Below are 22673 nucleotides of genomic sequence, written 5' to 3'. Positions count from 1 at the left end.
TTACTCCGGATGCTTGGCTGGCTCAGAGATGCTCGACCTTAAGGCGCATACCGTCGCGCGCCTTCTGGATGCCTTCGATAACGACCCGGTCGCCGGCTTCGATTCCCTGTTCGATAATCCAGAGACCGTCCTGGCGCGGACCCGGCTTCACCGAGACCTGCCGGGCGACATCGCCCTCTTCCACCAGCGTCACGAAGTAGTCGTTCAGCAGCTGCGACAGGGCCCTGTCGGGGATGGCAATGACGTCTTTTGCGACTTCGGTCACCACGCGAACACGGGCGAACATGCCCGGGCGCAGGAGGCCATCCGGGTTCGGAAACTCGGCACGCAGACGGAAGGTGCCGGTGCTGGCGTTGAGCGCACGGTCGGCGAAGTTGATGCGGCCGGGATACGGGTAAAGGGATCCGTCGGCGAGAATCAGCTGCACGCTGGTTTGTTCGCCGGTCTCCATATCGATGCGACCGTGGACCCGTTCGTACTGCAGCAGCTTGCTTTCGCTGACGCTGAAATAGATCCAGGAACTGTCAACCGTCGACACGCTGGCCAGCAGGGTCGAACTGGCATTGACCAGGTCTCCGACATCGACGTCGGCGGCACCGATGCGGCCGGAAACCGGCGATCTGATCGCGGCGTACTCCACCGACAGCTCCGCCTGCCGGACGGCCGCCTCGGCGTTCTCGACCTGTGATGCGGCAGCGTTCATCGCAGCGGTGGCGTTATCGTATACCCGGCGCGCGATGGCCTGGGTCTTGAGCAGCGGCCTGTAGCGCTCGACGTCGAGCCTGGCGCGGTTGTAATCGCTGCGGGCGCTGGAGAGCTCCGCCCTGGCCTTCTGCAGTCGGGCCCTGTAGTCGCGGTCGTCGAGGCTGAACAGCAGTTGACCGGCTTCCACCATGGCGCCATCGGCAAAGTGCTTCTGTTCCAGCACGCCCGATACCCGGGCCCGCAGTTCGATCTGTTGCGCGCTGCTGACCTCGCCAGTGAACTGATCCAGCAGTTCGACGTCCTGCGGTACGACCTTGATCGCCTTGACCGGTACCAGCGGGTCCTGTTGTGTGACCTCCTGCGGCTCGCACCCTGCCAGCAAGCCGGCCAGCAGCAAAAGCCCCATCGGTACATAGCGGTTGTGCCTTCTGGTGCCGGACCGGCTGGCGGAGGCGTGATTGTGTTTCATCGTTCGTCCACTGGTTAATGAATTGGGATGACATGCCCGCAATCCCGGGCGGAACCTGATCATCCGGATGGTTGTTGCAGACACGCCGCCAGAACCGACCGGTTCCGGTGGCACGCCACCGAATTAAACTACACTGTACAGTGTATAATATACTGCACAGTGTAGTTTAATTCGGTTGACGAATGCAACAACGGATATGGCTGGGACCTGACGGGTGCCGCCAGCGCGACAACGTACCTTTGCAGAGGTGGGAAAACGACGCACTAGAACAGCAGCCGCCAGAGTGGCAGCGCCGTTAGGTTGCGTTCAGAAGAAGATGAGGGATGCAATGCCGGTCAGTGCACTGAGCTGTGCCCTTCCGGCTTTTTCCATCGGGGCGGCACGCGGCCGGACAGCGTTCCGCCTGCCGAGGCGCCCCGGAATATGGGTCTCACTACACGCTCAGGGCGCGTAGTGGTTGAGAAACATCGATGCGATCGAGTCGAGATAGCGTTCACGCGCCTCGTCGCCCGGCAGTTGCTCGTTCGAGATCAGCTTTGGCCAGAACTCGGTGGCATTGATCAGGCCGGTGAACTCCTTGGTAGCCTGAACATTGTCGAAATGCGGCAGCAGTCCGCGCTGCTGCGCCGCCTCGAACCATTCCAGAATCGGTTGCTGCGGCTCCTGCCCGGTGATGGCGCTGCCGACAAGGCCGGGAGACTGGATAAAGCGCGACAGCACCACCCGGGACAGTTTGATGAAATCATCGCTCGTCATCAGCTCGGCGTAGCAGCGCCCCACCGCCATCAACTGGTCTTTTATCGGAGAGTCGGCATTGGGTTCCGGCACCTCCAGATGGCCGCAGCGATCCAGCAGCTCAGTGACGATTGACTGAAACAGCTCTTCCTTGGAGGGAAAATGGTTGTACACGGTGCGTTTGGACACCTGTGCGGTTTCCGCGATGCGGTCCATGCTCGTTTCGAGGAATCCCCGTTCCTGAAACTCCTTGACCGCCGCGGCGATGATAGCGGCGCGTTTCCCCTTGCGACGCGGCTTGCCGGCTGTGCTGTCGGGCATCGTTGCAGTCTGACTCCTGTAATTTCATTCTGCTCTATACGGTACAGTATTCGTGGGGTTGCACCAAGCGACCTCAGCCGCCTGGCTGCAGAGGAGCCGGATCGGCCCCCTGAAGGGACTCGAGAAAGGTTTCCAGAATCAGGTTCGAGCGTCGCCCCTTGCGCGTGACGATGCTCAGCCCGGTATCGAAATGCAGCCGTTCCCGGCACAGCGGCTTCATCTGCCCCTTGCCGACCCAGTTGGCGGCGTAGTGATCCGGCAGGTAGCCGATGTAGCCGCCAGTCAGTATCAGAAAGGCGATTCCCTCGCGGTCGGAGGCGGTGGCGGTACAGTTCAGCTGCTGGTGCAGCTCGATGGCTTCGGCGGTCATGCGATAGCTCGGCACGACGGCATCGGCCGTGCTCAGCTTGCGGTGGTCCGGCTCTTCGGGATCCTGAAAAAACGGATGCTCGTGGCTGCAGTAGAGATAGGAGCGCTCTTCATAGAGCTGGCTGTAATCCAGACCCGACAGCGGTGTGTTGAAGGGAATCGCGCCGACATGCAGGCGACCGTCGAAAAGCCCCCGTTCGATTTCGCCGGGCGTACTCATACTGATATTGATCCGCACGCCATCGCCCCTGGACTGCAGCTCTTTCAGCGCTCGGGTGATGAGCATCTGTGGCTGGGTAACCAGGTTGTTGACGATGCCGATATTGAGCTCGCCGCGCAGCTGGCGGTTGATGCGGTTGACCTCGCTACGGTAGTCCTCGACCGCCGCGAGCAGCACCTCGCCGGCATCGAGTACCCGTCGTCCCTCGTCGGTCAGGGAAAAGCCCCCTCTTCCGCGCTGGCACAGACGCATGCCGACGCGTTTCTCGAGATCGCTCATATGCTGACTGACGGCCGATCGCGTGATCCCGAGTGCGCTTTCTGCGGCGGAGAAACTGCCGCACTCGGCCACCGTCCTGAAGATGCGCAGCAGGCGCAGGTCGAAATCACTGACCTGGCTGAGCACTTGTTTTGGCTTCATTGTTCAGGCTTTTATAAAAATCGCGAAGGAAACTTAACCAATAACTTACCTTTAAGAAGTCTGCAAGCGGCGCAGGACAGCCTGATTCCGTTTGGCGGGAATAAACTGCCAAGACCGAAACATGGTAAAAAACCGTAGGATGGGTGAAGCCGCCATCTACGCGTTCCTGTCGATTGGCAGAGGGTTCTGACGGCGGCGTAACCCATCTTTGGTAGCTGCGAGTTACATCACCTTTCCGCTAAAGCGCGAAGGCCGAAAAAACGGGGGCATCAGCCCCCGTTTATCGGACCTTCCCCGGTCAGGACGGGAAGGAGAACTGCACGCCTTCGCGCACGCCGGCGGAGGGCCAGCGCTGGGTAACGGTCTTGCGGCGGGTGTAGAAACGCACGCCATCCGGGCCGTAGGCAAAGAGGTCGCCGAACAGCGAACGTTTCCAGCCGCCGAAGCTGTGATAGGCGACCGGAACCGGCAGCGGCACGTTGATGCCGACCATGCCGACCTGGATGTTGTCACTGAAGTAGCGCGCCGCTTCGCCATCGCGGGTGAAGATGCAGGTACCGTTACCGTACTCGTGCGCATCGATCAGATTCATCGCTTCCTGCATGCTGTCGACCCGCACTACCAGCAGCACCGGCCCGAAGATTTCATCGCGGTAGCAGAGCATGTCCGGCGTGACACGGTCGATCAGGGTGCCGCCGACGAAGAAGCCGTTTTCGTAACCGGGTACCTGCGGGTTGCGGCCATCGACGACGATGTCGGCGCCGTCTTCCTCGGCGCTGTTGATGTAACCGATCACCTTTTCTTGGTGCGCTTTGGTGATCACCGGACCGAAATCGTTGCCCGCGTCGCTGAAGGCGCCAACTTTCAATTCCTGCATCTGCGCCTTCATCTTGCCGATCAGGGCATCAGCGGCTTCGTCGCCGACGGCAACGGCAACCGACAAGGCCATGCAGCGCTCGCCGGACGAGCCGAAGGCGGCACCGGTCAGGGCGCTGACGGCATTGTCCATATCGGCGTCCGGCATCACGATGGCGTGGTTCTTGGCGCCACCCAGGGCCTGACAGCGCTTGCCGTTGGCACTGGCGCGGCTGTAAATGTACTCGGCAATCGGCGTGGAGCCGACGAAGCTGACCGCCTGGACGCGGGAATCGTCGAGCAGGGTGTCGACGGCTTCCTTGTCCCCGTTGACGACGTTCAGGACGCCCGCCGGCAGACCCGCTTCCAGCGCCAGCTCGGCGATGAACAGCGTCGAGCTCGGGTCGCGCTCGGAGGGCTTCAGCACGAAGGTGTTGCCGCAGGCGATGGCGATCGGGTACATCCACAGCGGCACCATCGCCGGGAAGTTGAACGGCGTGATGCCGGCGACCACACCCAGCGGTTGGAACTCGCTCCAGGAATCGATAGCGGGACCGACGTTCTTGCTGTACTCGCCCTTGAGCAGCTCCGGTACACCGCAGGCGTACTCGACGTTTTCGATGCCGCGCTGCAGCTCGCCCAGGGCGTCGTGGGAAATCTTGCCGTGTTCTTCACCGATCAGGCGGCAGATCTCGTCGGCATTCTGCTCCAGCAGCTCCTTGAAACGGAACATGATGCGCGCCCGCTTTTGCGGCGGCGTGTTGCGCCAGGCCGGGAACGCAGCCTGGGCTGCGGCGATCGCCTCCTCGACGGTCGCCTTGCCGGCCAGCGCAACCTGCTTCGACACTTCGCCGGTGGACGGGTTGTAGACGTTCTGGGTGCGCGCGGCGTCGTTCTGCACGATGCCGTTGATCAGGTGGCCGATGGTGGTCATGTCTCTACCTCTTTACTGTCAAAACTGTCGTCCGAACCGCCCCTGTGGGTCGGTTCGGCAAGAAATGGTTCAATCCAGTTCGCCGATGGCATCGCCAAGGGCGTTGATCAGGCTGTCGATCTGCTCGCGTTCGACGATAAACGGCAGTCCCAGCTGGATGGTGTCGCCGCCGTAGCGAACGTAGAAGCCCTTCTCCCAGCACTTCATGGCGATTTCGGCGGGACGGCGCGCGGGCTCGCCCGGGTAGGGTTCGATCTGCAGCGCACCAGCGAGACCGTAGTTGCGAATATCGCTGATATAGCGCGTGCCCTTGAGACTGTGGAGGCCGTTCTCGAAGATCGGTGCCATCTCCCGTACCCTGTCGATCAGGTTGTCCTTCGCGAGTATATCGAGCGACGCCAGCGCCGCGGCGCAGGCCACCGGATGCCCTGAATAGGTATAGCCATGGGGCAGTTCGAGCATGTATTCGGGACCACCCTGCTCCATGAAGGTCTGGTAGATCTCGCGCTGACAGATCACCGCGCCCATCGGCACCGCGCCGTTGGTCAGCTGCTTGGCGACGTTCATGATGTCCGGCACCACGCCGAATTCCTCGGCTCCGGTCATCGAGCCCATGCGACCGAAACCGGTGATGACCTCGTCGAAGATCAGCAGGATATTGTGTGCATCGCAGATCTCGCGCAGGCGCTTGAGGTAACCGACCGGCGGCGGAATCACGCCGGCGGAGCCCGCCAGCGGCTCGACGATGACGGCGGCGATATTGCTGGCATCGTGCAGCGCGATCAGTTCCAGCAGATCCTCGGCCTTGTCGGCACCGGTTTCCGGCATGCCGCGGGTGAAGGCGTTTTCCTTCAGCAGCGTATGGGGCAGATGGTCGGCGTCGACACCCTGGCCGAACAGCGCCCGGTTGGCGCCGATGCCGCCAAGGCTGATGCCGCCGAAGTTGACGCCGTGGTAACCCTTGGCGCGACCGATCAGCTTGGTCTTGCTCGGCTGCCCCTTTTTGCGCCAGTAGGCGCGGGCGATCTTCAGCGAGGTATCGGCGCTCTCGGAACCGGAACCGGTAAAGAAGACGTGGTCGAGACCGGCTGGCGCCAGCTGGGTGATCCGGTGCGCCAGCTCGAACGCCTTGGGATGGCCGTGCTGGAATGCCGGTGCATAATCGAGTTCGCGCAGCTGCCGGGCGACGGCCTCGGCAATCTCGGGACGGTTGTGGCCGGCGCCACAGGTCCATAGACCGGACAGTCCGTCGAAGATACGGCGACCGTCAGCCGATTTGTAGTAGCAGCCTTCGGCGCCGACGATCATGCGCGGGTCGCGCTTGAACTGCCGGTTGGCGGTGTACGGCATCCAGTAGGCATCGAGCTGCTCGGGGCTCAGGCCCGCGGTGTTGCAAGTATCCGGTTCAGACATGGCGATACCCTTGTTCGTCAGGAGTTGATAGGGCCAGTCTGAACCCTTTGAATGTTAAGTTAAATTCAAATTTAATTACCTTTAGGTTAGAGATAACTTAACTTTTTCCGGCCCGATTTCCGTGATGGATATCGCGACGCTCTGACCGATCCGCGACCGGATCAGTCGGGCACTGCCATCAGGTAGGTGGCGATGGCTTTGAGATCCTCATTGGAAAGGTAGCCGGTACCGTCCCGGATCACCTCGCCCATCGAGCCGCCCAGTACGTCGCCGTCCGGGGTGATCCCCGAGCGCAGCGCGTAGGCCAGCTTATCGACACTCCAGCCGTTGGCCTTCAATGCCTCGCCATGGATCGCCGGGGCCGAGCCCCCGCCGGGAAGGCCGTCGGCCCCGGCCAGCGGGGCCTCCTCGTCCAGTGCACCGAGCAGATTGCGCGGCGTATGGCAGGCAGCGCAGTGTCCCGCCGCCTCGACCAGGTAGGCCCCCCGGTTGTGCAGATCGTCGCGGTCCGGGTCCGGCTCGAAACGTTCGGGCTCGAAATACAGCGTCTGCCAGAGCCTGAGTCCCTCGCGAATACTGTACGGGAACGCGAGCGCCTGCTCTTTCGATGGCAGCGGGACCGCCGGCACCGTGCGAAACGCCGCCCACAGATCGGCGATGTCCTGATCGCTGAACTCGGTATAGAAGGTGTACGGGAAAGCCGGATAATAGGGCGAGCCGTCCGGCGCGATACCGTGGCGCAGGGCCCTGGCGAAATCCTGCAGCGTCCAGGCGCCAATGCCATGCTCCGGGTCGGTGGTCAGATTGGGCGCGTGAAAGGTGCCGAACGGTGTCTCCAGCGGGGCCCCGCCAGCCAGGGGCTGACCGCCGCCATCGACATCGGTGTGGCAGGCGATGCAACCCGACGCACGCGCCAGGTAGGCACCGCGGGCGACATCGCCGCTAAGGTTTTCCAGCCCCGGAACGACCGGCGGAGTGGAAAATGCCCCGCTGCCCACGACCGCCAGCCCGGCGAGGCCGGCAAAGCCGGCCAGCGCAAGGGTCAGTCGCTTCATCAGTGCTCATCCTTCTCGACACGATAACGGGTATGGCAGGAGGAGCAGGTGTCGGTGACCATCTTGAACACCATCTCGGACGGCATCTGCGCCAGATGTTCGGCCGAAGGCGCGCCACCCATCATGCCGCTGCCACCCATCATCGAATGCCCCCCCATCATAGCGTCGCCGCCCATCATCGAATGGGTTCCCATCATCGTGCCGCTTCCCTGGCTGCCGGCGCCGCCTCGGTTGTCGGCGGACTCGGCCAGCGCCCGGCTGTAGTGTCCCAGATCGTCGGCCATTCCCTGGAAACGCGCCCACTCCTGCCAGATCTCGGCCTTCGCCTCGCTAGGCATATGCAGACTGCCTTCGGGGAAGAGCCTGGTCATCGCCTCGCCGGAGGCGGCCTCCAGAACGGCCGCGGCCTCGCGCACTTTGGCAGCGTCGTATGTGGCCTCGCCACTGAACATTTCCGACAGCGATTTCATCGCCCCCTTCATGTCCTTCATCAAATCCATGCGTTCCTTGACGACACCGGTGGCGTCACCGTGGGCCAGAACCACCCCGGATGTGACAGCGGCGGACAGAACTACAGCAGTACCCAGGACAAATGCGGGTTTCATATCGATACATCCTCGAATCTTGCACAAATATTCCGTTGCGGGACCAACAGCTGATCACCGCGAAAAATTCCGTCGTTCCGAAGTATTGACGGTCAGGCTATCGGAGGGGGAGTATCGACCGAGAGGTCCGGCGCTTCGTGCGCAGGAAGGAAGCCGACAATGGCTAAAGATGGCGGGTCTTCACCGCCGACAAGATCAAACTCGACCAGCAACAGACTGTGACCGGCGTGGCAGGCATCGGCATGCAGCTGATCCTCGAGGTCAGGATGATGACCGGAGGCGTCCGCCGCGTCGTCATGATCATGACTGTCATGTTCGAGGTGATACTGCCAGTGCTGCCAGATGGCCTGGTCCGACTGCTCCGCGGCATTCGCCGCGACCATAGGCTGAACGGCGATGACCAGCATCAGCAGCAACCCCAGCAATGTTCGATGCAGCGCTTTCATGGCAGTCCGAAAAGTGGATCAACTCACGATTCTAGGGAGCCGGCCGGGAGTTTTCAATGCAACCATCGACCAGATTTGGTTTATCGCCGTGATTTCGCGACGTCAGCGGTCACGATACGCCTTGAGTCAGGTTTCGGTATGGTTCCAAAGTAGTGGAACCGAAGTTCAATTTTAGTGTGCCCAGCAATCCGGATAATTGGAAACCATTCGAAACGGAGATGGCGAATGTTTCCGAAAACTTCGTACGCGACCCGCAGCGCGCGCCGGGAACCGCTTTGCCTGGCCAGTCTGATGCTCGCAATGGTGGGTGCCTCCGGGGCCCTGGCCCACGGGGTTGCCGAAGGCGATGCCCTGTTCATCGAGCAGGCCAGCGGCACCCAGTTGCTGCCCTTCATCTACCTCGGCGCCAAGCATATGGTGACCGGATACGATCACCTGCTGTTTCTGCTCGGTGTGATCTTTTTCCTCTATCGCATGAGGGAAGTTGGCGTCTACGTCACGCTGTTCGCCGTCGGACACAGCCTGACCCTGTTGTACGGGGTGCTGAGCGGTACCCACCTTAATCCCTACATTGTCGACGCCATCATCGGCTTGTCCGTTGTCTACAAGGCGCTGGACAACCTGGGCGCCTTCCGGCGCTGGTTCGGCTTTCAGCCCGACACCAGGGCGGCCGTGCTGATCTTCGGTTTCTTCCACGGCTTCGGTCTCGCCACCAAGCTGCAGGATTTTACGCTGTCCGAAGACGGCCTGGTCGCCAATATCCTGGCGTTCAACGTCGGGGTGGAGATCGGCCAGTTGCTGGCGCTCGGCGCGATCCTCATCGCGATGAACGCCTGGCGCCGTACCGAGGGCTTTCCCCGGCATGCCTTCGCCGCCAACCTGGTGCTGATGTCAGCGGGTTTCATGCTGATCGGCTACCAGCTTACCGGCTACCTGACCTGAGGAATCCAGGATGCGTGATATTTCCGACCTGAGCCGCGACGGGCTTCCCTCCGGCAAGAGTCTTGTCAAGGCAACGGCGCTCGCAGCGGTAACCGCCGGCGCACTGCTGGTCACCGCCATACTGCCGGCAGAATACGGTATCGACCCCACCGGACTCGGCGAGTCCATGGGATTGATGGTGCTGGGCGCCGCCAATGCGGCCGAACCCGAGGGCAGCACGGAGGCAGCTTCAGTCGACCTGCTCGGCGCAGCGATCGGGCCGGTGTGGAAAAGCGAGACCGGTTATCGTTCGGACGAGATGTCCTTGACGCTGATGCCGAGACAAGGCGCCGAAATCAAGGCCGTCATGCAGGCGGGCGAGAACTTCGTATTCCACTGGGAAGTCGAGGGCGGCGCCGTCAGTTTCGATATGCACGGCGAGCCGCCGAATGGCGGGGATGAGTTCACCAGTTTCTGGCTGGGCCGCAACGAGACCACGGCCAGCGGCTCGTTCGAAGCACCGTTCGAGGGTACTCACGGCTGGTACTGGCAGAACAACGGCAGCGAGCCCGTGACGGTTCACCTGACGACGGCCGGTTACTATGCCGAGCTTTATCAGCCCTGAAGCGGCTACTTGCAGCGACCAGGACCTGTAGGATGGGGCAAGCGATGCATCGGCACAGGCGCACCGCCTCCGCAACGTTCGGACATCGCGGCCCCATCATATCGATCGCATTACAGATCGATTGGCTTCGGTTGGCAGAACGTTTGTGTGGACACTTGGCGGAAGAAAGCTTGTTGGGTTACGCCGCTTTAAACCGTCTACGAACAGACAATCCCGTGCCATTGCGGCTCCACCCATCCGGTTTCTTTGCCTGATTTTCTTCTCATCCGAGTAAAGCCCTATTGCCGGGGACTACCGCTCACGTACCGGCCAGTGCGGATGGTGCTCGTCGATCACCAGGCGATGCCGGTGTTTGACTGGCGCATGGCGGTGGGGATGGCTGTGGGGTTCCGGCCCTTCCCAGCCTTCGTGTTCATGCTGATGATGTTCGTCGTGATAATGCAGATGGCGGTGATCCAGCGCCTCATGGGCATGCTCGAGGGTGTCGGGCTCCCGAGCCGGCCAAAGCGCCAGCGCCGCCAGCACCGAGACCAGGGCGATGGCGCCCATGACGCCAAAAGCGGGTATTTGCCCGACGTTCGCGCCGATCCAGCCGGCAAGCGGATAGGCTAGCAGCCAGCAGGCATGGGACAGCGAAAACTGCGCCGCGAACACCGCCGGTCGATCCGGTTCGTGACAGGATCGGATCAGCAACCGCCCCACGGGCGTCTGCACCAGGGAGCTGCCAAACCCGATCAGGAACCAGAGTACCATCAGCCCCGCGATATCAGGCTGAAGGGTTCCGAGCATCACGCCTGCTGCCATGACAGCGCCACCAACCAGCATCAACGGGCGTTCGGAAACCTTTTGCAGCGCCCTGGGGATCAGCAGGGCCGCGCTCATCGAACCGCCTCCGGCTGCCGCCAGTGCAATGGCGACCCAGGTGTCGTCGAGACCAAGGTAGGTCCTGACGTAGACCACGGTGTTGACGATCTGCATCGAGCCAACCGCAGCAACCGCCAGGCAGAGCGCCAGCAGTCCCTGAAGCCTCGGCGTCCTGAGGTAAATCGTCATGCCCTTTTTCGCCCGGTGCCAGAAGGTGCTCTCCTGGTCCGGCGATGGGCCGGGCAGCACCACCGATACCACCAGGACCGCAGACGCGACGAAAGCGATGGCGTTAAACACGAACAGGGCGTCGAAGCTTATCACCGCGATCAGCATGGCCGCGATCGTCGGGCTCAGCAGGTTTTCCAGGTCATAGGCCAGCCGCGACAGCGAGAGAGCACGGTCGTACTGCTGTCGATCCCTGATGATGTCGGGAATGGTGGCCTGGAACACCGGGGTGAAGCCGGCCGAGAACAGATTGAGCAAAAACACCAGGCAGTAGATCTGCCAGACTGTAGTGATGAACGGCAGCGTCAGCACCGCGGCGGCGCGCAGCAGGTCCAGCGACACCAGCAGCGTACGACGCGGCAACTGCCGGGCGTAACTGCCGATCAGCGGTGCCACGAAGACGTACGCGACCATCTTCAGCGCCAGGGCGATGCCAAGCACTTCGCCAGCCCGGCCACCGGCGATCTGATGCGCCAGCAACGCCAGCGCCACGGTCGTAAGACCCGTGCCGAAAAGCGAAATGACCTGCGCCGAAAAGAGATGCCGGTAGCGCCGGTCCTGCAACGGGGAAGCGTTCACCTACCACACTAACCTTCGACGACCAGTTCGCCGCGGTACATCTTCATCTGACAGGTAAAGGCATAGGTCCCGGGCTTTTCGACCTTCAGACTGATTTCCTTGGGCTTGCCGACCGGCAGCTCCTCGCTGATATTCAGGTCGTCGAAGATCACCATGGCGGCGCAGGGACTCGGGTCCTTGCGCATAAAGCGCAGTACCACCGGCTGGTTCGACTTGACGCTGACGCGGCTGGGGCTGTACACGCCGTCATCGACGGTGATGGACACTGCACCACTGTTCGACTGCGCGGCCGCCGTTGGCCGATACAGCCAGAACCACCAGACAATCAGGGCAATCAACCCCAGCCCGACGATATTGACAAGAATACTCATGCGGATTCCTCCCGGGGTTTGAACAGGCGCAGGCGATTGGCGTTGGTCACCACGGTCACCGACGAGAAGGCCATGGCCGCACCGGCGATAACCGGATTGAGCAGAATGCCGGCGAAGGGATAGAGCACACCGGCTGCGAAGGGGATGCCGAGCGTGTTGTAGACGAAGGCGCCGAACAGGTTCTGCTTGATATTGCGCAGCGTCGCCTTCGAGATCGCGATCGCGTCGGCGATACCGTGCAGAGAGCCCCGCATCAGCGTCACGTCGGCACTCTCGATCGCCACATCGGTCCCGGTGCCGATGGCGAAGCCGACGTCGGCCTGGGCCAGCGCCGGCGCATCGTTGATGCCGTCGCCGGTCATGCCGACCAGCTTGCCCTGCTGTTGCAGCTCGGCCACCTTGTTCTGCTTGTCGTCCGGCAGAACCTCGGCGAAGTAGTGCTCGATGCCGACCTTACCGGCCACCGCCTTCGCCGTGGCTTCGTTGTCGCCGGTGATCATCACCACCTCGAGCCCGAGTTTCTGCAGCCGGCGAATCGCCGCGACCGAATCCTCCTTGATCGGGTCCGCCACCGCTATGATCCCGGCCGCCTGGCCATCCACGGCCAGATACATCGGCGTGCGCGCCTGCGCTGCCAGCTCCTGCGCCCTTGCCTGCAGATCGCCCAGATCGATCCCGCGGTCCTTCATCAGCTTGTGGTTGCCGAACAGCAGCTCGCGGCCCTTCACGGAACCTTCGACACCGTGACCGGCGATCGCGTTGAAGCCCTCCGGCGAATCCAGGGGCAGATCGCGCCCCTCGGCGGACTCGACGATGGCCTGGGCCAGCGGATGCTCGGAGCCGGCCTCGAGGCTCGCGGCCAGCTGCATCAGTTCACGTTCATCGAAGCCGTTGCGGGCTATCACCTCGGTCACTTCCGGGTGCCCGGCGGTAATGGTACCGGTTTTGTCGAGCACCATGACGTTCAGCTTGCTGGCCTGTTGCAGCGCCTGGCCGTTGCGGATCAGAACGCCCGCTTCGGCCGCCTTGCCGACGCCGACCATCACCGACATCGGCGTGGCCAGACCCAGGGCACAGGGGCAGGCGATGATCAGTACCGTGGTCGCCGTGACCAGCATGTAGGCCACCTGGGGCACCGGGCCGAAGTTGTACCAGCTTAGTGCCGCCAGCACCGAGATGATCATCACCACCGGCACGAACACCGACGCTATGGTATCGGCCAGGCGGCCGATCGGCGGACGGGAATTCTGTGCCTGCTTCACCATTGCGATAATCTGCGCCAGCGCCGTCTCCTTGCCGACCCGGGTGGCGCGGTAGAGAATCGAGCCGGACTTGTTGAGCGTGCCGCCGACCACCTCGTCGCCGGCGCCCTTCTCGACCGGCATCGGCTCGCCGGTCAGCATCGACTCGTCGATGCTGGTATGGCCCTCGGTGACGACGCCGTCGACCGCGACTTTTTCACCGGGACGGACCCGGATGATATCGTCGATCTGCACCGAATCGATCGGTATGTCCTGCTCCCGACCGTCCCGAACCACGCGTGCCGTCTTGGCCCTGAGCCCCAGCAGACGCTTGATCGCCTGGGAGGTGCGACCTCGCGCCCTGATCTCGAGCGCCAGCCCCAGGTTGATCAGGCCGATGATCATCGCCGTGGCCTCGAAATACACATGGCGCGCCAGTTCCGGCACGATGCCAGGCGCAATCACGACCACCATCGAATAGAGCCAGGCGGTGCCGGTACCCAGGGCAATCAGCGTATCCATATTGGCGCTGTGCGCCCTGAACGACTTCCAGGCGCCGACGTAGAAGTGACTGCCGGCAAAGATCATCACGCCCAGGGTGACCAGCCCGACCAGCAGCCAGACCAGCCGCTCGCCGGTGGTGACCACGTTCATCTCGCCGCCGAGCAGGCCATAGGCCATCAACGGTACGCCCAGCGCCAGGGCGATGGTCATCTCCCGCATCAGCTTGCGGTAGTAGGCTTCCTCGGCCTTCTCTTTTTCGTCTCTGGCCTGTTCCTCGTCGGTAATCTCCGATGCGCCGTAGCCGGCAGCTTCGACCGAGTTGATCAGCGCGCCGGCATCGACCTGACCGCGCACCACTGCTTCATGGTCGGCGAGGTTAAAGGTCGCGGCCTCGACCCCTTCAACTGCCCGCAACGCCTTCTCGATCTTGCTGACGCAACTGGCACAGGAGGCGCCGGTCACGGCCAGGTGGATTGAATTGTGGGCTTGCGCCGCGGGCTCCGTCCTGTTGCCCGCCGGTGCATTAGCGCAGGACGCAGCCGGCTCTGTATCGGCGCCGGTCCGGGTTTCATCCGTGATTTCGGAAGCGCCGAAGCCGGCCGCTTCGATCGCCTCGACCAGCGTAGCGGGCTCGACCTGACCGCGGACTTTCGCTTCCCGGTCCGCCAGATTGAAGGTCGCGGTCTCCACGCCCTCCACCGCCTTCAGCGCTTTCTCGATCTTGCCGACGCAGCCGCCGCAGGAGGCGCCTGTTACGGCCAGACGTATGTCCCCGCCCCTTTCCTTTTGTTCGACATCGGCCCCCTGGCCGGGCTCATGGCAATGCGATGGATGGTTCATGACTGGGTCCCCACTTTATGATGTTCCAATCCTCTGCCATGCATCGGCCGGAGCAGCTCGGCCGCTTTTTCGTCGGCGGGGCTCCAGGATTCGATCAGGTGGCAGATCATGTCGCCGCACGGCGCCTTGTCGGGCATCCGGTCCCACTGTTCGAGCGCGCTTTCCATGCGCTCGAACAACGCCTGGGCTTCGCGCAGCTGCTCGCGCATCTCATCGACCCGCCGCACGATCAGACTGCGTACCAGCGGACAGGGCGAGTCGCCGCTGTCGGCATGGTCGAGAATCTGCTGGATATCGCGCAGGGTGAAACCGAGGAGTCTCGCCCGCAGCGCAAAACGCAGGCGCTCCTCATCGCGCGCACTGTACTGTCGATAGCCATTTTCGGCCGACTTGCGGGGCGCCAACAGGCCGATCCGGGTGTAATAACGCACCGTATCCGGCGCGACCTTAAGCTTCTTGGCAAGCTGATTAACGGTCATGACTGCAATCTCTTTAATCACTTACCCATAGCTTAGAACCTATGAGTGGCTCACAGGTCAAGTTTGGTCCTGATTAATTTTTCATTGCGGCAGGCGCATGATGAAGCGGGTGGAAACGGCATCGGACTCGCAGGCCAGGGTACCGCCATGCATCTCGACGATGGCCCGGCTGATCGCCAGCCCGAGGCCGGCATGGGGGCTCAGTCCGCCACGACGCGCCGGGTCCAGACGGTAGAAGCGGTCGAAAATTCGTTCGATCTGGTCTTCGGGAATACTGTCGCCGACGTTGCTGACGGTGACCTTAACGCCACCGTCACTGGCGCCGATGTCGACCCGCACCGCTTTACCCGGATAGCTGTGCCGGATGGCATTGGATAGCAGATTTGACAACGCCCGCCGCAGCATTGACGGGTCGCCATGAATTCGCCCCTGCCCGGAGCAGGCCAGGCTTACATTTTTATCGTCCGCCAGCAGTTCGTAGTAATCGAACAGCTGTAAAACCAGGGCATGCAGGTCGATGGCGACCGACTCCGGCTCTATCAGGGCATTGTCCGACTTGGCGATGAACAGCATCTCCTCGACGAGCTTTGTCATGCGCTGCAACTCTTCCAGATTGGAATAGAGCGCCTCGCGATATTCCCCTGCGTCGCGTGACCGCGCGAGTACCACCTCGGTATGGGTGATCAGGCTGCTGATCGGCGTACGCAGTTCATGGGCAAGATCGGACGAGAAATTCGACAGCCGCAGGAAATCGTCTTCGAGGCGGGCCAGCATCGAATTGAAGGTGCTGGCGAGCCCCTGCAGCTCTTGCGGCACATCGCCCAGATCAAGCCGCTCCTTCAGCGAGCGGGACGATATCGACGCCATCAGTTCAGTGACCGCCCGCACCGGCCCCAGACCGTGGCGCGCGACCAGCCAGCCCAACCCCCAGCTGCCCAGCGCACAGAGACCGAACGCGATCCAGAACCAGCGTTGCGCCGTTGTCAGGTACTGCTGGTGCGGCGTACCGTCGAGCCACAGCTCTATTACCAGATGACCGCTGTCGCCGGCCAGGGGCAGCTGTTGGCTCAGGCCATGGTATAGATGCCCTTGCCACTCCCAATCGGAAAGCCTGTCCGTCTCATCGGCAGCAGCGGGCATCGGAAAACCGCCGGTGTCACCGAAATTCAGCCATAGCGCGTCGTCCGGCCCTCGGATCGTTACCAGCAGCCGCTCATGATCGCCGAACAGCACATCGAACTCCGCCGCCCTGTGTTCGAACTGCCGCCGGCTTGTTACGTCACTCAGCAATCTGGCAGCGCCCTGCAATTTGTTCTCCAGCTCCTGACGGTCGAGAGCCCGAAAATGCATGAGGCTGAGTTGCTTGAACGCGATGCCGGTCACCAGCAGCACCGACAGCACCGCCACGGCAAACAGCAGACTCAGACGCGAGGTCAGCGAAAGGCGGTTCATCAGCCTTGGGGCACCTCGAGCACGTAGCCCATGCCGCGTACCGTCTGGATCAGCTTTGGCGAGAAGCCGTCGTCGACCTTGCTGCGCAGACGCCGGATCGCGACTTCGATCACGTTGGTATCGCTGTCGAAGTTCATGTCCCAGACCTGGGAGGCGATGAGCGACTTCGACAGCACTTCGCCGCGCCGTCGCAGCAGCAGCTCCAGCAACGCATACTCCTTGGCCGTAAGCTCGATTCGCCTGCCATTCCGTACCACCCGGCGTTTGATGATATCGACGTCGAGATCGGCTATCTGCAGCCGGGTCTGCGCCGGCGCGGTACTGTGGCGACGCAGTACCGAGCGCACCCGGGCCAGCAGCTCGGAGAAGGCGAAGGGTTTGATCAGATAGTCGTCCGCCCCGAGTTCCAGTCCCTTGACCCGGTCCTCGACGCCGTCGCGCGCGGTAAGAAAAATCACTGGCAGGCTGGAGCCACGCGAGCGCAGCGTTCGCAAAACCTCCCAGCCGTCAGGCCCCGGCATCATCACGTCGAGAATGAGCAGGCTGTAGTGATCGGTCATGACCTGTTGCAGCGTATCGACGCCATTATCGGTCAGGTCCACCAGAAAGCCGGCTTCGGTGAGTCCTTTCTGCAAATAGGTGCCGATTTTGGGTTCGTCTTCAGCCAGTAGTATCTTCATCGCAATTGACAGTGTGTTGGCAAACGCCTCCATTCTGCATCGAAGCGCCTTCGACCCGCCAGCTTCGGCCTCGAAGCTGACATAAATGTAATCCTGGCGTCAGCCTGATGTCAGCGCGCGGCGCGTAAACTGGATCTAAATAGAAGGAGACATTGCCATGAGATTCAACAGGTCCATCGCGCTGGCGCTTGCGCTGGCCGCTTCCTCACCACTGGCGATTGCCGCCGAAGGTCACGGCCATGCCCACCATGGTGGCAGCACCATCGGCCAGCCCGGGACGGCTGCAGAGGCGTCACGCACGGTTGAAGTGACCCTGAACGATATGTACTTCGAACCTGAGTCGATCGCCGTCAAGGCCGGAGAAACCGTTCGTTTCGTGGTCAAAAACGAAGGCGCACTGCTGCACGAGTTCAATATCGGCACAGCGGCCATGCACGAAAAGCACCAGTCCAGGATGCAGTTGATGATGGACCACGGCATGCTGACGCCGACCGGGATCAATCACGAAATGGCGAACATGGATCACAGCTCGATGCCAGGCATGGAGGGGCTGGGTCACCAGGAACCGAACAGCGTTCTGGTCGCGCCTGGCGAAACCAGCGAGATGGTCTGGACCTTCTCGGGTGATGCGCAGCTGGAGTTCGCCTGCAACGTTCCGGGTCATTACGCCGCCGGTATGGCTGGCGAGATCAGGCTGGACTGACCCGGACTGGATTAAAACGCTCTTCTGGACACTGACATGCTACTGAGTTGTATTAAAAAGGCCGCACCGGTTCTGGCAAGTCTCTGGTCACTGGGTGCCCTGGCGGGCACCTATAACCTGGTGATCGACGAGCAGCCGCTCGAAATCGACGGCAAGGCCAAGAACGCGATGACCCTGAACGGCGGCGTCCCGGGGCCGACCTTGCGGTTCAGGGAAGGCGAAGATGTCACCATCAACGTCACCAACAATCTCGACGTCGATTCCTCGATTCACTGGCACGGTCTGCTGCTGCCCTACACCCAGGACGGTGTGCCGGGTATCAGTTTCCCCGGCATCAAGCCCGGCGAAACCTTCACCTACCGCTTTCCGATCGTGCAGGCCGGGACCTACTGGTACCACAGCCATTCCGGCTTCCAGGAACAGGAAGGCGTCTACGGCTCAATCGTAATCGAACCGGCCAAACGGGAACCCTACCGCTACGACCGGGAATATGTGGTGATGCTGTCGGACTGGTCGGCCGAGACCGGCGATCAGATCTTCTCCAACCTCAAGGGGCAGAGCGACTATTACAACTACAGTCAGCAGACCCTCGGCGGCTTCTTCAAGGATGCGAGCCAGGATGGTTTCGCGGCAACCCTGCGCGACCGTCTCGACTGGGGCAGCATGCGCATGATGCCGACCGATATCGCCGACGTCTCCGGTTACAGCTTCCTGGTCAACGGCAAGTCCACCGATGACAACTGGACCGGGCTGTTCCAGCCGGGCGAGCGGGTCCGGCTGCGTTTCATCAATGCCTCGGCGATGACCTACTTCGATGTCCGCATACCCGGCCTTAAAATGACCGTGATCCAGGCTGACGGCAACAACGTGCAGCCGGTCGGCGTCGACGAGTTCCGCATCGCCGTGGCGGAAACCTACGACGTCATCGTGCAGCCGAAGGAAGACCGCGCCTTCTCGATCCTTGCCGAAAGCATCGACCGCTCCGGCTTCGCCCGCGGCACCCTGGCGCCGCGCGAAGGCATGAAGCTGGCGCTGCCCGAGCTGCGCGAACGCCCGCTACTGACCATGTCCGATATGAGCATGGCCAGCATGGGCGGTATGGATCATGGTTCGATGGATCACAGTGCCATGAATCACGCTGCGATGGCGCCATCTCAGTCTCAGACGGTAGATCATGCAGCCATGGGCCACTCTCAGCCGCAGCCTCAGGCCATGGATCATGCAGCCATGGGTCACACACAGCCACAGCCTCAGGCCATGGATCATGCAGCCATGGGCCACACACAGCCGCAGCCTCAGGCCATGGATCATGCAGCCATGGGTCACACACAGCCGCAGCCTCAGGCCATGGATCATGCAGCCATGGGTCACACACAGCCGCAGCCTCAGGCGATGGATCACGCTGCCATGGGCCATGCTCCGGCACAGCCACAGGCGATGGATCACGCCGCCATGGGGCACTCTTCGATGGCGGCCATGACGGATACCGGCGGCGACTACGCGCCGGGTAGCGGGCTGACGCCGACGGCCGCCAACGGTGGCAAGTTCCTGGTCTACGGCGATCTCAAGGCAATGACCCCCTACGCCGACTACCGCGCGCCGGATCGTGAGATCGAGCTGCGTTTGACCGGCAATATGGAGCGCTACTTCTGGTCGATCAACGGCATCAAGTTCTCCGACGCCGAGCCCGTTCGACTGACCTACGGTGAACGCGTACGCATCAAATTCGTCAACGACACCATGATGATGCACCCGATGCACCTGCACGGCATGTGGATGCAGCTCGACAAGGGCAACGGCCGCTTCAACCCGTTGAAACATGTGGTCAATGTCGCCCCCAACACCACGCTGACCGTGGATGTGCCGGTCGACGCAATCGGCGAATGGGCCTTCCACTGCCACCTGATGTACCACATGGCGTCGGGGATGTTCCGCAAGATCGTCGTGGAACCGCCTGCCGCTCAGGCCGCACAGATGTAAGGAAACAGACCCGATGAGCAGATCAATCTACACAAGCGCCCGCCAGGGGCTGCTCCTTGCCATGCTCGGTCTCACGGCGTCGATGCCGGTCGCGGCCGACATGCAGGACGATGCGGTGCGGACCAAATTCGTGCTGGATCGCCTCGAAAACCGGCGGGATGATGGCGAGGACCTGAGGGTCTGGGAAGCCCAGCTCAATGTCCGCACCGATTACCAGGGCATGGCATTGAAGATCGATGGCGAACGCCCCGAGGGCGGGCCGACCGAGAGCGCCGAATACCAGCTGCTGTACCAGCGCCTGGTGTCGGAGTTCTTCGATGCCCAGTTCGGCATTCGCTATGACGACCGGCCCGAACCGTCCCGCACCTATGCGGTCGCCGGTCTGCAGGGGCTCGCGCCCTACTGGTTCGAAGTCGACGCCAATCTGTACCTGAGCGACGAAGGCGACGCCTCGGCCTCGCTCGAGGCCGAATACGACCTGCTGCTGACCCAGCGTCTGGTGCTCCAGCCAGCCGCGGAACTCAACGTCGCCTTCAGCGACGACGAGGAAATCGGCGTCGGATCGGGCTTGAGTACAGCTGAACTGGGGCTGCGCCTGCGCTACGAGCTGCATCGCAAGTTCGCCCCCTATGTCGGCGTGAACTGGGAGAAGAAGTTCGGTGATACCGCCGACTTCGCCCGCGACGAGGGTGAGGATACCGAAAGCACTGCCTGGGTGCTCGGCGTCAGCGCCTGGTTCTGATGTCGCGGCGACAGGCCTGCAGTACCCTCACTTGTGTCCAACGCCGTTGCGCATTTTGGATCCGCTACGCCGACGGAGACTGAACACGGCTTCGGCCGCGGCGCTGATGGGGCCCTACCGCAGCCCCAGTTCCGCGAAGGGGATGTAGTCGAGCTTCATCCCCCTCTCCACGCGCGTTCGCGGCGGCACGACCAGCAATCCTTCGGCCGCGAGCGCCGAGCTGAGCACGCCGGAACTCTGATTGTGAACCGGCTCCGCCAGCAGAATGCCCTCCCTTTCGTCGAGTCGCACCCGCAGGTATTCTTCACGTCCGATAGGCCTGTCCCGGCTGAAGCCGGCCAGTACCGGATAGCGACGCGGCAGCAGCCCGGAGGTCCTGCCCTGCATCCGCAGCAGGTAGGGGCGCGCCAGCATCAGGAAAGTCACCAGCACGGCGCCGGGGTTGCCCGGCAGTCCGATAAAGGGCGTTGTGCCGACGCGCCCGAATGCCAGCGGCTTGCCGGGCTTGATGGCGACGCGCCACAGACTCAGCTCGCCCAGCGACTCGACGGCGCCCTTGACGTGGTCCTCGTCGCCGACAGAAACACCGCCGCTGCTGAGCACCAGGTCGCCCCAGCCGGCGGCGTCTTTCAGTGCGGCGCGGGTGGCCTCCGGACTGTCAACGACGATACCGGGACTCCAGACCTCGATATCGAGGCCCTGCAACAGCCCCAGCAGCGTGAAATGGTTGGAGTTGTAGATCTGTCCGGGGGCACAGGGCCGTCCCGGCATCACCAGTTCGTCGCCGGTATTGAGCACCGCTACCCTTAGCCGCCGGCGTACCTTGACGCCGAGCATGCCGACCGACGCCAGCACGCCGAGTTCGGCGGCGCCGAGCCGCGTGCCCGCGGCGAGCAGCCGCTGGCCGGGCTCGATATCCTGGCCAGCACGGCGAATGTGGTCGCCGGGCTGCGGGCGCTGGAGCACTTGTATGGTCTCGCCGTCGCTGCGCACCTCTTCCTGCATCACCACGCAGTTCGCGCCGTACGGGATCGGCGCGCCGGTGAAGATCCGCGCCGCGGTGCCCGGGAGCAGCCGTTCCGGCGCCTGGCCGGCAGCGATACGCTGGCCGAGCGGCAGGCGGAGGTCATCGCCCAGATCAGCCAGCGCCAGCGCGTATCCGTCCATGGCGCTGTTGTCGGCCGGTGGCACTGCGATCGGCGACATGACATCCTCCGCCAGCACCCGGCCTGCAGCGCGGTCAAGCGCCTGCCATTCGCTGCCGGTGACCGGCTCGGCGGCATCCAGCAGCGCCTCCAGCGCCTGCGAAAACGGTATCAGCGCCTCGCCGACGGCATCACAGCCGCAGCCGCTCATGACCGGCTCCCACAGGCGGTTTCCGCCTTCGGTAATACCATTTCGACAAAATTGCAGGGGCGGTGGCGTGCGTCGAGTTGCTCGACGATGCAGCGATCCCAGGCGGTGGCACAGGCCCTTGGGGAGCCCGGCATGCAGAAGATGACGGTGCGGTTGGCGACTCCGGCGATGGCCCGCGACTGCATTGTCGAAGTGCCGATTTCCTGGTACGAAATGGCCCGGAACAGCTCGCCGTAGCCCTCGATCGCCTTGTCGAACAGAGGTGCCAGCGCCTCGGGCGTGTTGTCCCGGGCGGTGAAGCCGGTACCGCCCGTGACCAGCACCACCTGCACGCCGGGGTCGGCGATCCAGTGCGAAACCCGGGCGCGCAATTGATAGATATCGTCGGGTACCAGGGCGCGGTCGGCGAGCCGGTGTCCGGCCTCCTGCAGCCGAAGCTGCAGCGTATCGCCGGAGCTGTCGGTTTCCAGCGAGCGGGTGTCTGACACCGTCAGCACGGCGATGTCGAGCGCGCGGAAAGGTACCTTGTCGTGTACATGTCCCATAGTGGTTTCCTCAAGA

The 22673-nt window shown here is 62.6% G+C and carries 21 protein-coding genes; 5 read left to right on the top strand and 16 right to left on the bottom strand.

Annotation, left to right across the window (positions count from 1 at the left end):
• Positions 1 to 22: 22 nt before the first annotated feature.
• The 8 genes from IEX85_RS02155 to IEX85_RS02120 form a co-directional block, all read right to left on the bottom strand.
• Entirely contained in the window at positions 23 to 1174 is a 1152-nt protein-coding gene (locus IEX85_RS02155; RefSeq protein WP_188857785.1) for an efflux RND transporter periplasmic adaptor subunit, read from the bottom strand.
• Positions 1175 to 1615: 441 nt separating this feature from the next.
• Positions 1616 to 2230, bottom strand: coding sequence for a TetR/AcrR family transcriptional regulator (locus IEX85_RS02150; RefSeq protein WP_188857784.1), 615 nt, complete (start codon positions 2228 to 2230; stop codon positions 1616 to 1618).
• Between the two features lie 73 nt (positions 2231 to 2303).
• Positions 2304 to 3239, bottom strand: coding sequence for a LysR family transcriptional regulator (locus IEX85_RS02145; protein ID WP_188857782.1), 936 nt, complete (start codon positions 3237 to 3239; stop codon positions 2304 to 2306).
• Between the two features lie 298 nt (positions 3240 to 3537).
• Entirely contained in the window at positions 3538 to 5028 is a 1491-nt protein-coding gene (locus tag IEX85_RS02140; protein ID WP_188857780.1) for a CoA-acylating methylmalonate-semialdehyde dehydrogenase, read from the bottom strand.
• 69 nt (positions 5029 to 5097) lie between these two features.
• Positions 5098 to 6441 carry an omega-aminotransferase AptA gene (aptA, locus tag IEX85_RS02135; RefSeq protein ID WP_188857778.1) on the bottom strand — a complete coding sequence of 448 codons (1344 nt, stop codon included), beginning with the start codon at positions 6439 to 6441 and terminating at the stop codon, positions 5098 to 5100.
• A gap of 161 nt (positions 6442 to 6602) precedes the next feature.
• Complete coding sequence (locus tag IEX85_RS02130; protein ID WP_188857776.1) at positions 6603 to 7496, bottom strand: c-type cytochrome; 894 nt, start codon at positions 7494 to 7496, stop codon at positions 6603 to 6605.
• Entirely contained in the window at positions 7496 to 8101 is a 606-nt protein-coding gene (locus tag IEX85_RS02125; protein ID WP_188857775.1) for a c-type cytochrome, read from the bottom strand. Before IEX85_RS02125 ends, IEX85_RS02130 begins: the two co-directional genes overlap by 1 nt.
• Before the next feature lie 92 nt (positions 8102 to 8193).
• Positions 8194 to 8547 (bottom strand): hypothetical protein, encoded by a 354-nt coding sequence (locus tag IEX85_RS02120; protein WP_188857773.1) that lies wholly within the window; start codon positions 8545 to 8547, stop codon positions 8194 to 8196.
• A gap of 291 nt (positions 8548 to 8838) precedes the next feature.
• On the opposite strand from IEX85_RS02120, the gene IEX85_RS02115 reads away from it, so the two are divergent.
• Both IEX85_RS02115 and IEX85_RS02110 read left to right on the top strand, forming a co-directional pair.
• On the top strand, positions 8839 to 9489 hold the full coding sequence (locus IEX85_RS02115) for a HupE/UreJ family protein (RefSeq protein WP_229721769.1): 651 nt from the start codon (positions 8839 to 8841) through the stop codon (positions 9487 to 9489).
• Between the two features lie 10 nt (positions 9490 to 9499).
• The gene (locus IEX85_RS02110; RefSeq protein ID WP_188857770.1) at positions 9500 to 10093 is read left to right on the top strand and encodes a hypothetical protein; all 594 of its coding nucleotides are present in this window, start codon (positions 9500 to 9502) and stop codon (positions 10091 to 10093) included.
• Between the two features lie 291 nt (positions 10094 to 10384).
• On the opposite strand, the gene IEX85_RS02105 is transcribed toward IEX85_RS02110, so the two are convergent.
• The 6 genes from IEX85_RS02105 to IEX85_RS02080 form a co-directional block, all read right to left on the bottom strand.
• Positions 10385 to 11764, bottom strand: coding sequence for an MFS transporter (locus IEX85_RS02105; protein WP_188857767.1), 1380 nt, complete (start codon positions 11762 to 11764; stop codon positions 10385 to 10387).
• Between the two features lie 8 nt (positions 11765 to 11772).
• Positions 11773 to 12135, bottom strand: a complete 363-nt coding sequence (locus IEX85_RS02100) for a cupredoxin domain-containing protein (protein ID WP_188857766.1) — start codon at positions 12133 to 12135, stop codon at positions 11773 to 11775.
• Complete coding sequence (locus IEX85_RS02095; RefSeq protein ID WP_188857764.1) at positions 12132 to 14720, bottom strand: heavy metal translocating P-type ATPase; 2589 nt, start codon at positions 14718 to 14720, stop codon at positions 12132 to 12134. Before IEX85_RS02095 ends, IEX85_RS02100 begins: the two co-directional genes overlap by 4 nt.
• Positions 14717 to 15199 carry a MerR family transcriptional regulator gene (locus IEX85_RS02090; protein ID WP_188857763.1) on the bottom strand — a complete coding sequence of 161 codons (483 nt, stop codon included), beginning with the start codon at positions 15197 to 15199 and terminating at the stop codon, positions 14717 to 14719. Before IEX85_RS02090 ends, IEX85_RS02095 begins: the two co-directional genes overlap by 4 nt.
• Positions 15200 to 15280: 81 nt before the next feature.
• Entirely contained in the window at positions 15281 to 16651 is a 1371-nt protein-coding gene (locus tag IEX85_RS02085; RefSeq protein ID WP_188857761.1) for a heavy metal sensor histidine kinase, read from the bottom strand.
• On the bottom strand, positions 16651 to 17331 hold the full coding sequence (locus tag IEX85_RS02080; protein WP_188857759.1) for a heavy metal response regulator transcription factor: 681 nt from the start codon (positions 17329 to 17331) through the stop codon (positions 16651 to 16653). Before IEX85_RS02080 ends, IEX85_RS02085 begins: the two co-directional genes overlap by 1 nt.
• A gap of 157 nt (positions 17332 to 17488) precedes the next feature.
• Here IEX85_RS02080 and IEX85_RS02075 point away from each other — a divergent pair, with 157 nt between their 5' ends.
• Genes IEX85_RS02075 through IEX85_RS02065 form a run of 3 tightly spaced genes read left to right on the top strand, consistent with a single transcriptional unit; the run spans position 17489 to position 20756 of the window.
• Entirely contained in the window at positions 17489 to 18034 is a 546-nt protein-coding gene (locus IEX85_RS02075; protein ID WP_188857757.1) for a cupredoxin domain-containing protein, read from the top strand.
• Positions 18035 to 18070: 36 nt separating this feature from the next.
• Positions 18071 to 20014, top strand: a complete 1944-nt coding sequence (locus tag IEX85_RS02070; protein ID WP_188857756.1) for a copper resistance system multicopper oxidase — start codon at positions 18071 to 18073, stop codon at positions 20012 to 20014.
• 13 nt (positions 20015 to 20027) lie between these two features.
• Entirely contained in the window at positions 20028 to 20756 is a 729-nt protein-coding gene (locus tag IEX85_RS02065; RefSeq protein WP_188857754.1) for a copper resistance protein B, read from the top strand.
• A gap of 114 nt (positions 20757 to 20870) precedes the next feature.
• Here IEX85_RS02065 and IEX85_RS02060 read toward each other — a convergent pair whose 3' ends face one another.
• Positions 20871 to 22112 (bottom strand): molybdopterin molybdotransferase MoeA, encoded by a 1242-nt coding sequence (locus tag IEX85_RS02060; RefSeq protein WP_188857752.1) that lies wholly within the window; start codon positions 22110 to 22112, stop codon positions 20871 to 20873.
• On the bottom strand, positions 22109 to 22657 hold the full coding sequence (moaB, locus tag IEX85_RS02055) for a molybdenum cofactor biosynthesis protein B (RefSeq protein WP_188857750.1): 549 nt from the start codon (positions 22655 to 22657) through the stop codon (positions 22109 to 22111). Before moaB ends, IEX85_RS02060 begins: the two co-directional genes overlap by 4 nt.
• Positions 22658 to 22673 lie beyond the last annotated feature (16 nt).

It is taken from the genome of Marinobacterium nitratireducens (genome assembly GCF_014645375.1).
GTDB lineage: Bacteria > Pseudomonadota > Gammaproteobacteria > Pseudomonadales > Balneatricaceae > Marinobacterium_A > Marinobacterium_A nitratireducens.
The sequence above is the reverse complement of the archived record's forward strand: the minus strand, read 5'-3'. Positions and strand labels throughout refer to the sequence as shown.

Excerpts from the sequence above, each read along its gene's own strand:
- IEX85_RS02155 (WP_188857785.1), bottom strand. The coding sequence starts at position 1,174 with ATGAAACACAATCACGCCTCCGCCAGCCGGTCCGGCACCAGAAGGCAC.
- IEX85_RS02115 (WP_229721769.1), top strand. The coding sequence starts at position 8,839 with ATGCTCGCAATGGTGGGTGCCTCCGGGGCCCTGGCCCACGGGGTTGCC.
- IEX85_RS02150 (WP_188857784.1), bottom strand. The coding sequence starts at position 2,230 with ATGCCCGACAGCACAGCCGGCAAGCCGCGTCGCAAGGGGAAACGCGCC.
- IEX85_RS02145 (WP_188857782.1), bottom strand. The coding sequence starts at position 3,239 with ATGAAGCCAAAACAAGTGCTCAGCCAGGTCAGTGATTTCGACCTGCGC.
- IEX85_RS02125 (WP_188857775.1), bottom strand. The coding sequence starts at position 8,101 with ATGAAACCCGCATTTGTCCTGGGTACTGCTGTAGTTCTGTCCGCCGCT.
- aptA (WP_188857778.1), bottom strand. The coding sequence starts at position 6,441 with ATGTCTGAACCGGATACTTGCAACACCGCGGGCCTGAGCCCCGAGCAG.
- IEX85_RS02060 (WP_188857752.1), bottom strand. The coding sequence starts at position 22,112 with ATGAGCGGCTGCGGCTGTGATGCCGTCGGCGAGGCGCTGATACCGTTT.
- IEX85_RS02110 (WP_188857770.1), top strand. The coding sequence starts at position 9,500 with ATGCGTGATATTTCCGACCTGAGCCGCGACGGGCTTCCCTCCGGCAAG.
- IEX85_RS02090 (WP_188857763.1), bottom strand. The coding sequence starts at position 15,199 with ATGACCGTTAATCAGCTTGCCAAGAAGCTTAAGGTCGCGCCGGATACG.
- IEX85_RS02085 (WP_188857761.1), bottom strand. The coding sequence starts at position 16,651 with ATGAACCGCCTTTCGCTGACCTCGCGTCTGAGTCTGCTGTTTGCCGTG.
- IEX85_RS02100 (WP_188857766.1), bottom strand. The coding sequence starts at position 12,135 with ATGAGTATTCTTGTCAATATCGTCGGGCTGGGGTTGATTGCCCTGATT.
- IEX85_RS02080 (WP_188857759.1), bottom strand. The coding sequence starts at position 17,331 with ATGAAGATACTACTGGCTGAAGACGAACCCAAAATCGGCACCTATTTG.
- IEX85_RS02095 (WP_188857764.1), bottom strand. The coding sequence starts at position 14,720 with ATGAACCATCCATCGCATTGCCATGAGCCCGGCCAGGGGGCCGATGTC.
- moaB (WP_188857750.1), bottom strand. The coding sequence starts at position 22,657 with ATGGGACATGTACACGACAAGGTACCTTTCCGCGCGCTCGACATCGCC.
- IEX85_RS02065 (WP_188857754.1), top strand. The coding sequence starts at position 20,028 with ATGAGCAGATCAATCTACACAAGCGCCCGCCAGGGGCTGCTCCTTGCC.
- IEX85_RS02130 (WP_188857776.1), bottom strand. The coding sequence starts at position 7,496 with ATGAAGCGACTGACCCTTGCGCTGGCCGGCTTTGCCGGCCTCGCCGGG.
- IEX85_RS02140 (WP_188857780.1), bottom strand. The coding sequence starts at position 5,028 with ATGACCACCATCGGCCACCTGATCAACGGCATCGTGCAGAACGACGCC.
- IEX85_RS02070 (WP_188857756.1), top strand. The coding sequence starts at position 18,071 with ATGCTACTGAGTTGTATTAAAAAGGCCGCACCGGTTCTGGCAAGTCTC.
- IEX85_RS02120 (WP_188857773.1), bottom strand. The coding sequence starts at position 8,547 with ATGAAAGCGCTGCATCGAACATTGCTGGGGTTGCTGCTGATGCTGGTC.
- IEX85_RS02075 (WP_188857757.1), top strand. The coding sequence starts at position 17,489 with ATGAGATTCAACAGGTCCATCGCGCTGGCGCTTGCGCTGGCCGCTTCC.